Source organism: Pantoea sp. MBLJ3, from assembly GCF_000816655.1.
Classification (GTDB): domain Bacteria; phylum Pseudomonadota; class Gammaproteobacteria; order Enterobacterales; family Enterobacteriaceae; genus Pantoea; species Pantoea eucalypti.
The window spans coordinates 1,288,214-1,301,755 of record NZ_JSUT01000005.1; the positions used below are offsets into that span (position 1 = coordinate 1,288,214).

Sequence of the window (13,542 nt, forward strand, 5' to 3'; positions counted from 1 at the left end):
AGGCGTAAAAAACCGACTGGAAAATGCTGTTGCGCACAGGCCACATCACTTATCTGAATTTCAGGCAAACGTCTGCTTCTTTAACCAGAACAATAGTTCAACCTGTTCACTTCAAAAATAATCTATTGTTTTTTATTATTTACTATCATGAAGTTATATCATGACACAAAGGTTCCCTTTATTTTTAACAAAATTATCTGATGCCGTCTGTAAATTGTAACCTTTTACTCCACTGCCTCTTTAACTAGACTATTTATATCGCTATCAATCAGGAGGCTATAAATGATTTATCACGATACAACGACTGGTCATATGATTCTTGGTGAAGCAGCAATTAATCTGGCATTTGAAGAACAGGATATTACACTGGTATCGCTGATTCGTCAGTTGGGCGAAATGGCCGAAAAGGAGTGCAGCGATGAACGTGTAGAGCAGATTGCTGATGCACGACACTGGCTCAAAGGTTTCATTGAAGATTCGCCTCGTGACCGCGCCGAATTATACTGGCTGGTCGAGACCGGGCAGGCACCGGTTTCCCTGAAAGATTATCGGTAGTCATAAGGCTTCGACGTTCATTTCTCATGAGAGCCGGACGCCCTTCTGGCTCTCATGCGCTTCATACTGCTGTCCCTTTGCTTCTCTTTACGGCCGCTCTCTCGCTGCCCGGCATCCTGACCAAAAAACGTCATTCATCATTACGCTGAAATAACTGTACAGATTCACTTTTTGCGTATAACTTCGCGGCTATTCGATCGTTTTTACATCAACAGCCAGGAAACGCACCATGTACCCGAACCCGAGACTGCCGCGGACGGCAGACGATATCGCCCGTTATTTCAATGCGGCAAGCCTGCCCTCACAGCAGGAGACACTGGGACAGGTAGTCGTGGAAATTTTGCATGCCGGCGGGAATGTGAACCGTAAGTCGATCTGTACCAAACTCCTGCGTCGCCTCGAAACAGCGTCCACTGAGGAAGAAGAGCGCCACTATCGCGCGCTCATCAGCCTGCTGTTTGGTCGTTAATCATCGCCACGCTTCGCCCCGGTCAGCGCGTCAGTGGCTCCCCACTCTCCGTCACCCGCTGTGCCTGAGGATGTTTCGCTGTCTGGGTTTCAAACCCACCACGGGCGGCAAAAACAGAACAGCCAATGGCTGCCACGAGTGTCAGTAAGATTGAAGTTTTCACGAAACGGGCCTTAATTTTCCACGCAATAGAATAAAGCGTAAAAGCCTGGCACATAATCAGACCCGGGGAAAGGAAGCGGAAGAATTTCTCTGTCCGGAAAGCGTATATCAGAGAAGCGCCTGTTTACGGATGCTGCTGTCCCCACTCAGAACACTTATCCCAGTATTTTCAGTGCCAGCGCCAGCGTCTGCTCTTCATGGATCACATCACTGACTTTGCCCGACACGCGCATACCGTATGCGATGCAGAGAATTAAACCGGCTGCCGCTTCACTGTCCAGCGTGCGATTGATAGAGCCATCCTGTTGTCCCAACTCCAGCAATGAAACCAGGAAGCGCTGACTACGCTTGATGACATCATCAATGCGCTGCGCAAGATCTTCATCCATCGTCTGCAGCGCAATGGCGCTGGACACCACCAGACAGCCGCATCGCCCCTCAATGGCACGCGCCGAATCCAGGTAGAACTGTAACAACTCCGTGATTTTATCCCGTCCGCTGACACAGGGTGCCAGACGGCGGCGCAGTTCGGTATTTCTCAGCAACAGATAACGTTCGAACACCAGCAGAAAGAGGGAGCGTTTGTCTTTAAACGCTTTATAGATGCTGCCTGCGGAGAGGTTCATCGCCTCCCCCAGATCGCCTATTGATGCCGCGTGATAGCCTTTTTGCCGGAAAACGATCATGGCACGATCCAGAGCCTGTTCAATGTCGAACTCCCTGGGCCGTCCCCGCTCTTTGTTTTTATGCGCTGTCGCTGTCGTGCTCATTAATTACCGGCCTGAAGAAGTGCGTTCCTGTCAGAATCAACAGGGATTCTATCCCAGGCTCGGGTAACAAGTATAGCTGGCGGCGATCAGCCCGCAGCATACATTCGGACAGATCTCTGTTCCTGTCGCTGAATGGCAGAGGGGGTTTAACCGGTTGTGACCTGCAATCCGGCTCAGGTTACAGGACAAACCGCTCATGATTCACTCAGGTAGTAACGCGTTTTTTTTGCGGCAATCAGCCCGTTGCTGTGTGTTTATTATGGTCAGCCATAATCTGAGCGGCTTAATTAACAGCCTGGCGTGGTTCTCATTGTCAGCAACATATAAAAAGAGTCGGTTTTTTATATCGCTGTTATCGTCGACCGCGTAAAGCTCATATTCATGATGATGGCGGACCAGCATCTACTTCAGCACAACCACCGGCAAATCCGTTACCCGCGTGGTATAGGCAGGTGACAGCATCTCGCGCTTCATCGCCCAGGCCTTGTTGATCCCCTGCCCGGCAAACCAGAGTTTTCTGCTGCCAGGTTTGTTAATTTTATTAATCAGCGGCATCAGACGACGAGTGGTGTATTCCTCAATAGCAAAATGATGCGAAGCACGGCTTTGCTGACCGAGACAGTCAGTCAGTTGATGTGATTTTAAGCGTCCATTCGCTGGTCCTCAGACCGGCCTGGGAGGAATCAGGCACGGTCTGATTCTGAATTAGTCGCGTTTTTCCATCTTTATCCAAAATACCGCGATGCTCAGCAGTAGACAGATAACAGCACCGACGCTGAACAGCAAATCAACAGCCAGATTCAGGCTGGCATGATCCACCACCGCACCTAACAGCACGGGCACCCAGTTAGCGATATAGGCAATGACGTAGAACAATGAAATCAGTTTTGCGTGACTGGCTGCAGGAGAGATCATATTTAGCAGGGTCGCACTTCCCACAAAGATGGCGCCATAGGAATATCCAGCCACAAGCAGTCCTGTGCATGCCCATACTAAAGAGTGGGTGCTAATAGCCCAGGTAAAAAACACAATCGAAATGGCCTGAGTAAGACAGCCGGCAGCAAGAGATGTGCGAGCGCTAATCCGGCGGCTCAAAATCTGACTGATACCGGCCACCATTAAGTATACCGCAATCACATAGCCATAAACGCCCTGACTATGAATGCCGAGCAGATGCTCCGATACTGCCGGTCCAATCGACAAAATACTGGCGGCAAACGCCCAGCTCATAAACAGAGCGCCAGCGCACAGGAAAAAACGTATGCCAGTCGCTTTCAGTCCGGCTTTAAGTGTCGTACCCGCTGAAATGGCAGACGAGGATGGCGCAGCCTTGGGTTGGTCGTGATGACGCGCTGGCCAGCTAAAACGTAATCCGATCAGGGCAATCGCAGCCGTGATCATAATCAGCAGAAACGGCAACGTCTGGCTGTGGAAATTTGTCTGAATCGCCACGCCGCTAAAAACTGGCCCCAGTGCCAGACCGGTGGTGAAAGAAAGCGTTGCGAGCAGAGCTGCAGCTTTACCGCCATCTTTAGGGCCAAAACGCAAAAGGGCAATATTAGCTGCGCCGGTTAATGCCCCGGTTCCTACGCCCGCCAGCAGGCGTGCCATAAACAGACAGGCAAACGAATCGGCGAGTGAAAACAGCAATGCACCTGCGAAGACGGCCAGTAGTGCAGGCATCATCAGGCTGCGCAGGTCAGCAACTTTCCCTGCAAGATTTCCTACACTGAACAACGCAATCAAAACACCTGCCGCATACGCGCCATAAATGATTGTCAGGCTGACGGCGGTTAAGCCCAACTGCTGTTGATAGAGGGGATAAAGCGGCGTTGGTGCACTGCTGTTCAATAAGGCAGCGACTAGCGCCAGTGCAAGAAAGAATAAAACGCTCTTTTTGGAAGCAGAATTCTTTTTGTCTGTCGGACGACTATCAATAGTTAACACTTCTGACATTTTTATTTCCTGAGCTGTAGATAAATCAACTCTGTGCAGCGAATGCGAATACCACAGAGCAGCAAACAAAGTGATGATAAAACCTGCTTATTCCCTATGGTAGAGACAAGATTGCATCACAAGCATTCATTTATGCAGCTTGATAATCCGCACTGAATGTGTCGTGTTACGCTGGATACGGGTTATAGCAATGCAAATCGCTAATAAGGCCTGCCCATGAAAAATGATTAATTAGCGCTGCTATTAATCATTTATAACTACCGCTTTTCGATCCCCATAAGCTCAAACATATGGAAGGATAGATAACCACTCGTATAAATGTGACTGATTTGCTTATTCTGTAATTGAGCAATAAGGGCCTCGGCATAATTCAAAGCAACATCTGCTTTGATAGTTTCTCTTCCAACAACTTTATCTGAGGTAAACGCCGGGCAGGTAGTGTTAAAAAAATCATCTTCAAAAAATTTCATTTTCTAAATCCATTAGAATAAAAATAAAGATAATCAGAAGTAATGAGGAAAAAATGTGCGTTATATGAAAGGCTTCACATAACAAAGCACATCGCGCCTATATCCAAAAAACGGCCCATCATAGTCACAATTCGAAATTTTTAAAGTTGCATTAATGCTTCACAACAATGCAGAAATACTTATAATTTTATGGTGCTGTTTATGATATGGCTTATGAGTTTTGATAATTTTTTAGCCACGTTGAAGATATCCGTTTAGTTAAAAATAACATGGAGCAGTGGATGAACTGGGATGATGTTCGCTTTTTCCTCGCATTAGCGAGACAAAAAACGTTGCGGGGTGCCTCAAAATCGTTGAACGTCGATCAGGCGACAGTCGGGCGCCGTATCGCCGCGTTCGAAAGCGCGCTCAGTTCCCGGTTATTTATACGTACGCCCCGCGCTTTTATGCTGAGCGAGTTTGGCGAACAGGTGATGGCAGAAGCCAGTGCTATGGAAAGCGCTATGCAGGCGATGAGTCGTAAAGCCGCCTGCGGCGATAGCATCCCTGCAGGTAACGTTCGCATCGCCAGCACAGACACACTCGCCACTGTGTTTGTCATACCTGCCATTCAGCGCCTGCGCGAACAATACCCGGATATCACCGTAACCTTATTGACCGGAATAGGCTTCTCCGATATCTCTTACCGTAGTGTGGATATAGCCATTCGTGGTGCCCGACCCGATTCTGAAGAGTTAATAGTTAAACGACTAGCGACCATTGATATGGGGCTTTACGCCAGCCAGCGTTATTTTGATCGGCTCGGAGAACCGCAGCAAGAAAGCGGATTGACTGATCATCAACTGGTCATGTTTCCGGCAGACATGGTGCCTCGTCATCGACAAAACCTGTGTGGCTTTGCAGTAAACAGCCAGCAAGTCGTGCTGGAATGTAATACACAACTGCTGATGCAATCCGCTATTAAACGCGGGATTGGCATCGGCCTGCTTTCGACATTTTTAGCTAACTGCGATCCGCAATTAATCCCGGTATTTCCTGAAAAGCGCGACCCGGTTGATATCTGGCTGGTGCTCCATCCGGATCTGCAAAAAGTCGCACGTATCAGGGCAGTGATTACGGCGCTGGAGCAGTGCTTTGCGGAAGAAACCAGGTTAAAAGAAATTTAGCAGACCTTGCGGTTTCAGTAGCTGAGGAAAACCACCCAACCTACTTAACCGCCGCCACCGGCAAATCCGTTACCCGCGTAGTATAGGCAGGTGACAGCATCTCGCGCTTCATCGCCCAGGCCTTGTTGATCCCCTGCCCGGCAAACCAGAGTTTGCCGCTGCCGCTTTTGTTAATCTTATCGATCAGCGTCATCAGCTCTTCGCTATTGCGGCGTGGCTGATGTTCGTCAAACAGATCAAGCTGGGCCACGCCATGGCTGAAAAAATCTCCCAGTACGATGCCCGCTTTCATGTAGCGATGCCCCTCAATCCAGATGTTATCCAGACACGCCATCGCAACGCCGACAATGTCGCGCGTGTCCTGCGTCGGGATCAGCAACTGACCGGTAGACTGATTACCATAAAAGGGTTCATCCGTAGCATGGGGGCTGGTACGCACAAAGACCCCTACCTGACGGCAATATTGATTGTCACGACGTAGTTTCTCTGCCGCACGTTCAGCATAGGCGCAGACGGCTTCGCGCATCTGGTCGTAGCTGGAAATACGGCTGCCGAACGAACGCGAACACATGATCTGCTGTTTATCCGGTATCACCGACTCCAGCTCCAGGCAGGATTCACCACGCAGCTCTCTGACGGTACGTTCCAGCACTACGCTGAACTGTTTGCGAATAGACTCGGTGCTTTGGCAGGCCAGATCTTTCGCCGTCGTAATGCCCATGGCGTTGAGCCGCTTGCCGATACGGTGACCGACACCCCAGACCTCAGCCACATCGACGAGGGCCAGTAGCTTTTTCTGCCGTTCGGGATCCGACAGATCGACAATGCCGCCGGTTTTGCTCCACTTTTTGGCCGCAAAATTCGCCAGTTTGGCCAGCGTTTTGGTCTGTGCAATGCCAACGCCCACCGTCAGATGGGTCTCTTTGCGTATCCGCTCTCTGACCTGGTGACCAAAGCTCTCCAGCGCCATACAGTTCTGCACGCCGGTGAGATCCATAAAGGCCTCATCGATCGAGTAGATCTCCACCGACGGCGCCATCTCTTCCAGAATCGTCATCACCCGAAGGCTCATGTCGGCGTAAAGCGCGTAATTTGAGCTGAAAACCTGTACATTGTGATGGGTCAGCGCTTCGCGCATTTTGAAATAGGGCGCGCCCATTTTGATGCCGGCTTTCTTCGCCTCGGCGCTGCGCGCAATCACACAGCCGTCGTTGTTCGATAGCACGACGACGGGCTTGCCTTTAAGGTCAGGCCGGAAAACGGTTTCGCACGACGCATAAAAGCAGTTCACATCCACCAGCGCGAACATGCTCAATGTGTCGCTTTAATCACAAACGTCACTACGCCAAACACCTCCAGCGCATCTTCGGTCTGGATAGCGATCGGTTTAAATTTGGTGTTCATCGGCATCAGTTGCAGGCAGGGATGAAGCTGAAGACGTTTAACGGTGAATTCACCGTCGACGGCAGCGACCACGATATCGCCGTGTGAGGCGGTGAGCGAGCTGTCGACGACCAGCATGTCACCATCATTGATGCCCGCCTCAATCATTGATTCACCGCTGACCCGCACAAAATAGGTGGCGCTGGGATGCTGAACCATGAGCGCATTGAGATCGATACGTTGTTCGACATAATCCTGCGCCGGTGAGGGAAATCCACACGGCACACGTTCGATATAAAGCGGTAAAGACATGACGGCGCGGACGTCCGCAGGTTTAATGAATTCCACAATTTCACTCCTTTTTCAGATTACTGTATATAAATACAGTAATAGCTAATCCCCCTTTTAATCAAGTGACGTGGACCCCTTTTACGCGAAGAGATTGATGGTAATGCACTTTTTTTTTAACCGTTTTTCTCTTACTGGTGTGAGAATAAACGGAAACAGGTTACTTTCGCCGCACTGCGGTAATAGTCTCGCTTTTTACTTACAGTCACGCCTCTTATAAATTAATCCGCCGATTATTTTGACTTAAGGAAAATCCGACAACGACTCTCTGGCATGGGGTGAGGTTTGAATATTTAGCGCGGGCTGGTTATTCTGCCTTTTTAAAGCATGGAGGGGTTATGGCAGACGACGATCGCATCAAACATCTGGAAGAGGCAGTCGCACAGTTAACCGTTGAGACGACGGTATTAAAAGCGATACTCGGTCAGCAAATTGCACTGAATAATCTCAATTACAAAGGGAAGTTTGACGATGTACTGGCGGCGCTGGCGAAAGAATATGCCGAACGCGGTCTGGAGGAAGGTAATAATCAGGCCATCCATGATGCCCTGCGTGAATATATTAAATATGAACCGCCCGCAATGGAATAAGCAAACGTTGGGCAACGTTCGCTTGCCGACGACGTTATCGGCTCCTGAACGCTGCCCTTCCCTGATCGGCCTGCTTCAGCAGCCGTTTCAGGCGAAGCGGTCAGAGATTAAGGCTGGCTGTCACTCTCCAGCGCATCCTGAATCGCATCGGCCAGATTACCAATTTCATTCGCCACAGCCTGCAGGTCCCAGGAGGTTTTTGAGCCGGTTGCCGACGTAGAAGCGCTGACGGACTCCTTTGCCACTGACAGCGCGGCCGCCACAGCAACTGAACGTTTATGTTGTTCCTGAGTCACGCCCGCAGGCGGAATCGCGAAATAGTCGTGAACCATGATCATTTCCTTGTGATGAATAAGAGGCCACCTTAGCTTTCTGCATCAGGCGTGGGAAGTGAATTATGCAGCCTGTGCCGTCAGAAGCACAAGATTGCAGCAGCCTGCCACCGCACTCTGACACTGCTCTCCATTTGTGGTGTAAAAAGCTGTACAGCTTTTGCTAAAATTCTCCTGAAAAACCGTTTTCACCCCGTCAGACAATCCGGGTAAAAAACGCAGAAACGGCCGCCTCAAAAAAACCCGCCTGACAAAAAAACTCATAACTTATTGTATTAGTTTAATTAAATAAAAAAATCGCATTCAGCGCACTTTACCACGGCTTATACCAGGCTAAAAAAATGAAATATTCTGTCAAAGTTTCTTGTACAACTTTTAAATTCCTGTATAACTTTATCTCGTGATGTTAAATCACTTGTAACGAGGTGCTTTGCACCGCATCTGAAGGTGTTGTGGATTTCCACCTTCAGATGCAATTTTTTTGCGTCAGCCGGCAACCGGCTATCAACCGACGCACACTCCCCAATTCTTTATGAGGCCTGACATGCAAACAACAATGAATACAGAGTCTCAGATTTCTGATTACTTTATGAACTCTGGCGCCGCGATGACGACAGAAAAACAGGTTATCGCTGCGGTTCACGCTGAACTCGCCCATTCAAAAGCCCATGTCTCAGATAAAGACATTGTGCTGGGCCTGATTCATCGCCTGGAGAGCGAGCGTGACGTAGTTAAGCAGGATATTTACCGTCAGGCTCTGGAACACGTTTTGCAACGTGCAACGGCCACCAGTGAAAGCTGAATTGTTAAACAGCTATAGCGGAAGTGAGGATGCTTTCCCGTACTGAATCAGCCCCTTTTAATGGGGGCTTTTTTATCTCTTCTGCACTGAGTCATATGTCACTTTCTCATCGTTGATATTGCCTGTCCTGTCGTACCAGATATAGCTCCGAAAATGACCTATTTCCCCGCTTTTTTTACCGTAAATTCCGATTAATTGCTCTCGTTTCGCTTTATTTATCCGATATCTGTGTCCAGGCTTTTCCTGCATCTACTGCAAACACAGGCGAGGAAAATAGCTATGTTTCATCATTCATCAAAACTTCAATTCCCGGTTCGTGTAGAGAAGCCCGACCCAGAGTTTGCCATGCTGTTACAGCAAGCCATCGGCGGCGTCGAAGGTGAGATTCGTGTAGCGATGCAATACTTTTTCCAGGCGATGGGCGCGCGAGGTGATGCGCGGATTCGGGATCTGCTGATCTCCACCGCCACCGAAGAGCTGAGTCATATCGAAATGCTGGGCTACGCTGTGGCGCTGAACCTTGAAGGCGCACCGCTCTCTTACCAGGAAGCATCAGCCAAAGACCCTGTGGTTAATGCCATTCTGGGCGGCATGAACCCACGCCATATTCTCTCTTCCGGTCTGGCCGCGATGCCGGTAAACGCCAACGGCATGCCGTTCGACATGAGCCACATCTACGCGTCCGGCAACGTGGCCGCCGATATGCTGGCTAATGTCACCGCAGAAGCCACCGGTCGTGTTCTGGCGACCCGCCTCTACAACATGACCGAAGACAAAGGCATGAAGGATTTCCTCTCCTTCCTGATTGCCCGTGACACCATGCACCAGCAGCAGTGGCTGGCGGTGATCGAAGAGATGGGCGGACTGAACGCGTCGCTGCCGATCCCCAACAGCTTCCCGCAGGAACATGAAGCGCAGGAGCACGCTTACTACTGCCTGAATACCTCGCTGGATAAACCGCTGCCGGAAGGTCGCTGGAGCAGTGGTCCAGCTTACGATGGTCATGGTCAGTTCAGCGCGAAACAGCAGCCCGATATTCTGGGTGATGAGCCGGTGCTGGGCAATGCCCGTCCCGGTTCCGGTGCACAGTCAGAACAGATCGATGGCGTCACACCACCAAAACCTTAATCCCTCGCCTGTCAGGGTCCAATGCCCTGACAGGGTTGATCCCTTTTTACGGAGGAAAAGTCATGTCATCCACTCAGCGTCCACTCCCCCCTTTTGCCGCGCAGCAGCAGACGTGGCCAGGCAGTACTGCCGCGATGCAGCCACAGCCCGATCACGGCGAAGAGAGCTATCAGGGTTCCGGCCGTCTGGCGGGTAAAAAAGCGATTATTACCGGCGGGGATTCTGGCATTGGCCGGGCCGTGGCCATTGCCTTTGCCCGGGAAGGTGCCGATGTGCTGATCTCTTATCTTGATGAGCATGAGGATGCGCAGGACACCGCCCGGCTTGTCGAGGCCGCCGGTCAGAAAGCGCTGCTGGTGCCAGGCGACATCACCGATGCCTCACACTGTAATGCGCTGGTTGATAAAGCCGTTGAAGCCTTTGGTGAGATTAACATTGTGGTCAATAATGCGGCATATCAGATGACACGCGAGTCGCTGGAGGAGATCAGCGACGACGAGTTTGATCGCACCATGAAAACGAATCTTTACGCGATGTTCTACATCACTAAAGCGGCCACAAAGCACATGCCAGCGGGCGGATCGATCATCAACACCGCCTCGATCAATGCCGACCAGCCGAAACCGAAGCTGCTCGCCTACTCCGCGACTAAAGCCGCCATTATTAACTTCTCCGGAGGCCTGGCTGCCCTGCTGGCAGAGAAAGGTATCCGAGCTAATGTGGTCGCGCCCGGTCCTATCTGGACACCGCTAATCCCCTCGACCATGCCGGTTGAACAGGTGAAAAACTTTGGCAGTGAAGTGCCGCTGCAGCGTGCCGGTCAACCTGCTGAGCTGGCACCCACCTACGTGATGCTGGCCAGTGACGAAGCCAGCTACATTTCCGGCGCGACTATCGCCGTTACGGGCGGCGTGGCTATTATTTAACGTTCGCCGCTTCCCTGGTCTCTTCGGCCAGGGAATTTCCTATCAGTTTCTGCGCGATCCCCCACTGATAAAGCGGTTCCCGCGCCAGATTCTTCATTTTCACTTCGCACATGATATCGAAATCCTGGAACGACAGTGCCCACGCATTCAGCGTCGGATTAAAGAAGTAGTCGGAGTGCGCCCGCAGTTTGCTTTTGCTCACACCCAGCTGCTGCTGATCGGGCCAGCCCTCCTCCGGAATAATTCCCTCCTGAGAAATCGAATAGTGCAGCACCGGCCGCACACCCCGCCATGAGTCAATGACGCTGGCAACACGCGCGTCATCCGGCTGAATAAACTCACTCTCTTTTACCCAGTGATGGTGAATATCCAGCACCACCGGACAGAGGGGTGCCGCCTGCAGCACATCATCCAGCGAGCAGGAAATCTCATCATTTTCAACCGTCAGCATCCGCCGCGCTTCCGGGCTGAGCTGAGTAAACGCGCGTTTAAAACCGTCGAATCCCGCCCTGCCATTCATATGAATGTTGATTTTAAAATCCTGGAAGGTCTTACCGTAGCCCATGAGACAGGCGCAAAGCGCGTGATACTCCACATCTTCCAGTGCGCGCGTCACCACATCCGGATTATCGGAAGCCAGCACCGTATATTGTCCCGGATGGAATGAGAGCCGGATTTGATGCGTCCGCGCCAGCTCGCCACAGCGGGCAAAGAGTGGATAAAGCTCAGGCAGAAACTCCGCAAAGAGCGGCGTGGCTTCGGGAACCGTATAGAGCGGCAGCAGGTCGCTGCCGATACGCATCATTCTGAGTGGCGCCGGTAACGTAGCCAGATGCTCCAGTGTCAGGTAGAGATTATTAAGGTTAGTAACGGTAATCTCATGAATCAGCTGATGACGTTCAGCCTGAGGTAAACTCAGAAATCGTTTACGGGTGGTGGCGCGAAACGGGAAAAACTGTTTACCGTCGCTATTGAGATACTTACATGCAAAACCTAATTTCATGTCTGCTCCTGATTTATGCTTATCAGAAGTGTAACAGGCCTCTGGCGACCAGCCAGTCGCGGGCCACAGAGATCGGGGTTAACCATGACAGGGAGAATCACTATGCAGGGTCACGAGATCCAGCGCACCGCTATCGACGCGGCTGAACGGCTGCCCGCCGCCGAATCAGGCTATCCCTTCGGGCCGGAACATCAGGTTTATAAAGTGTGTGAAAAAGTGTTTTTACTGCTGACGGAACTGCGGGGCGTGCCGATTATCACCCTGAAGTGTGAACCGCAGCAGGCAGAGCTGCACCGGGTGATCTATCCCTCGATCACCGCCGGTTATCATATGAATAAACGTCACTGGATCACGGTGTATCCGGGTGACGGCCTCTCACCCGGCCTGATTCAGCAACTGGTTGAAGAGTCGTATCAGCGAGTAGTGCGCGGCATCCCCGCCTCACGCCGTCCGGCCTGGGTGGGATGACGGCGGTGGCAGCGCGTCACAGAAACCCCGCTGTCATCAGCGGGCCATCCGATCCCGGCCCTTCACTTAATGGTGCAGCATCTCTTCCACGACCTGTGGATTTGTCATCTGGTAAGGGTAATAAGTTGGCCAGTTGTCCATTTCAGCCAGCAACGTCTGCTGAGACTGATTACCCATAAAGATGTGGAAGTGAGCAGACTTGCGTGGGCCGATGGTATGATCGCTGAACTGCACATATTTCGGGGCGTTGCTGCTGGCGTCCTGACACTCAAACAGGTAACGCACCCCTTTTTTACCCGAGGTATAGGTCAGGATTTTGTGGCCTGCATAGCGATAGTGGCAGGCGCTGACCCGATCACCGACATGGAACTCCATTACCCCGTTTTCAATACCGATAGTATCGACGTCGGTGGCGTAGCCTTTGCGATAATAAGCTTTAATCTCCTCTGCCGTTTTGCTCTTGTCCTGCTGCGCTTTCTTCTGCCAGACCGGATCCAGCTCGCCGCTTTGCAGCAGCGGATAAACTGACTGCCACAGCCCGTCCCAGTCAGAGAGTGGGCGATCTTTCACGTCGCTGTCAGCAAAAACCCCTTCGGCTGCTTTCTGCTCCATTACTGATAGCGGTTTGCCATGTGTATGCGTGCTATGTGCCAGCGCCTGCTGGCTGATGAGCAGCGCGCCCATGATTCCCATCCATTTACCTGCATGATTCGTCAAAGCCTGATCCTCAGTCAAAATTACAAAATGAAATGTTATGATATAACATTTCTAAACTCAATCAGGAATGACACCTCTCCCTATTAATTTTATTTATAGATTTTCACCCTCTCGCGGAATATCACGCAGTCCGGCGAGAGGCGAATCTGACAGGGTTACAAAGCAGGTAGCCAGCATAGCGGGTGCGGGCTGACACGCCGCTAAGCCAGACGGCACAAGGCGTGGATAAGCGAAGCGATAACAGACATTCAGACGTAAGCGTGGTTTTTCTGCCGGACAAAAAAGGGACAGTGACAG

General features: G+C 51.1%; 17 protein-coding genes and 1 pseudogene. 8 read left to right on the forward strand and 10 right to left on the reverse strand.

The genetic code is table 11. The features are described 5' to 3' along the window. Positions 1-282: 282 nt before the first annotated feature. Both NP77_RS12350 and ycgZ read left to right on the forward strand, forming a co-directional pair. Positions 283-555, forward strand: a complete 273-nt coding sequence (locus NP77_RS12350; RefSeq protein WP_039660317.1) for a hypothetical protein — start codon at positions 283-285, stop codon at positions 553-555. Between the two features lie 229 nt (positions 556-784). Further along, positions 785-1,024, forward strand: coding sequence for a regulatory protein YcgZ (gene ycgZ / locus NP77_RS12355; protein ID WP_003848978.1), 240 nt, complete (start codon positions 785-787; stop codon positions 1,022-1,024). Positions 1,025-1,046: 22 nt separating this feature from the next. Here the strand turns inward: ycgZ and NP77_RS12360 are convergent, their stop codons facing one another. The 5 genes and pseudogenes from NP77_RS12360 to NP77_RS12380 form a co-directional block, all read right to left on the reverse strand. Beyond that, positions 1,047-1,187, reverse strand: a complete 141-nt coding sequence (locus tag NP77_RS12360) for a hypothetical protein (protein ID WP_223296456.1) — start codon at positions 1,185-1,187, stop codon at positions 1,047-1,049. Positions 1,188-1,341: 154 nt separating this feature from the next. Beyond that, entirely contained in the window at positions 1,342-1,956 is a 615-nt protein-coding gene (locus NP77_RS12365) for a TetR/AcrR family transcriptional regulator (protein ID WP_008926218.1), read from the reverse strand. Between the two features lie 402 nt (positions 1,957-2,358). Further along, positions 2,359-2,514, reverse strand: a pseudogene (locus tag NP77_RS22985) (DUF4113 domain-containing protein); the annotation flags it as partial. 147 nt (positions 2,515-2,661) lie between these two features. Next, on the reverse strand, positions 2,662-3,912 hold the full coding sequence (locus NP77_RS12375; protein ID WP_003848969.1) for an MFS transporter: 1,251 nt from the start codon (positions 3,910-3,912) through the stop codon (positions 2,662-2,664). A gap of 257 nt (positions 3,913-4,169) precedes the next feature. Further along, a complete protein-coding gene (locus tag NP77_RS12380; RefSeq protein WP_008926216.1) occupies positions 4,170-4,382 on the reverse strand; it encodes a hypothetical protein in 213 nt (70 codons plus the stop codon). A gap of 281 nt (positions 4,383-4,663) precedes the next feature. Between NP77_RS12380 and NP77_RS12385 the strand changes: the two genes are divergently transcribed. Next, positions 4,664-5,548, forward strand: coding sequence for a LysR family transcriptional regulator (locus tag NP77_RS12385; protein WP_008926215.1), 885 nt, complete (start codon positions 4,664-4,666; stop codon positions 5,546-5,548). Between the two features lie 40 nt (positions 5,549-5,588). On the opposite strand, the gene umuC is transcribed toward NP77_RS12385, so the two are convergent. Both umuC and umuD read right to left on the reverse strand, forming a co-directional pair. Beyond that, positions 5,589-6,857 carry a translesion error-prone DNA polymerase V subunit UmuC gene (gene umuC, locus NP77_RS12390; RefSeq protein WP_003848965.1) on the reverse strand — a complete coding sequence of 423 codons (1,269 nt, stop codon included), beginning with the start codon at positions 6,855-6,857 and terminating at the stop codon, positions 5,589-5,591. Between the two features lie 2 nt (positions 6,858-6,859). Next, a complete protein-coding gene (gene umuD / locus NP77_RS12395) occupies positions 6,860-7,279 on the reverse strand; it encodes a translesion error-prone DNA polymerase V autoproteolytic subunit (protein ID WP_003848963.1) in 420 nt (139 codons plus the stop codon). A 338-nt stretch (positions 7,280-7,617) separates the two neighbouring features. Here umuD and NP77_RS12400 point away from each other — a divergent pair, with 338 nt between their 5' ends. Next, complete coding sequence (locus NP77_RS12400; protein WP_003848961.1) at positions 7,618-7,869, forward strand: hypothetical protein; 252 nt, start codon at positions 7,618-7,620, stop codon at positions 7,867-7,869. Between the two features lie 107 nt (positions 7,870-7,976). Here the strand turns inward: NP77_RS12400 and NP77_RS12405 are convergent, their stop codons facing one another. After that, positions 7,977-8,201 (reverse strand): hypothetical protein, encoded by a 225-nt coding sequence (locus tag NP77_RS12405; RefSeq protein WP_003848959.1) that lies wholly within the window; start codon positions 8,199-8,201, stop codon positions 7,977-7,979. Positions 8,202-8,808: 607 nt separating this feature from the next. Here NP77_RS12405 and NP77_RS12410 point away from each other — a divergent pair. From NP77_RS12410 to NP77_RS12420, 3 genes are all read left to right on the forward strand, one after another. After that, on the forward strand, positions 8,809-9,003 hold the full coding sequence (locus NP77_RS12410) for a biofilm development regulator YmgB/AriR family protein (protein WP_223296455.1): 195 nt from the start codon (positions 8,809-8,811) through the stop codon (positions 9,001-9,003). A 279-nt stretch (positions 9,004-9,282) separates the two neighbouring features. Beyond that, positions 9,283-10,131: a manganese catalase family protein gene (locus NP77_RS12415; protein ID WP_039660322.1), complete on the forward strand. Its 849-nt coding sequence runs from the start codon at positions 9,283-9,285 to the stop codon at positions 10,129-10,131. A 62-nt stretch (positions 10,132-10,193) separates the two neighbouring features. Further along, a complete protein-coding gene (locus NP77_RS12420) occupies positions 10,194-11,057 on the forward strand; it encodes a glucose 1-dehydrogenase (RefSeq protein WP_003848953.1) in 864 nt (287 codons plus the stop codon). Here NP77_RS12420 and NP77_RS12425 read toward each other — a convergent pair. Then, a complete protein-coding gene (locus NP77_RS12425) occupies positions 11,050-12,060 on the reverse strand; it encodes a UV damage endonuclease UvsE (protein ID WP_039660325.1) in 1,011 nt (336 codons plus the stop codon). The two genes, NP77_RS12420 and NP77_RS12425, sit on opposite strands and share 8 nt — an antisense overlap. Positions 12,061-12,162: 102 nt before the next feature. Here NP77_RS12425 and NP77_RS12430 point away from each other — a divergent pair, with 102 nt between their 5' ends. After that, positions 12,163-12,528 (forward strand): MmcQ/YjbR family DNA-binding protein, encoded by a 366-nt coding sequence (locus tag NP77_RS12430; protein WP_039660327.1) that lies wholly within the window; start codon positions 12,163-12,165, stop codon positions 12,526-12,528. A 66-nt stretch (positions 12,529-12,594) separates the two neighbouring features. Here NP77_RS12430 and zinT read toward each other — a convergent pair whose 3' ends face one another. Further along, positions 12,595-13,245, reverse strand: a complete 651-nt coding sequence (gene zinT, locus NP77_RS12435; RefSeq protein WP_143756070.1) for a metal-binding protein ZinT — start codon at positions 13,243-13,245, stop codon at positions 12,595-12,597. Between the last annotated feature and the right edge of the window lie 297 nt (positions 13,246-13,542).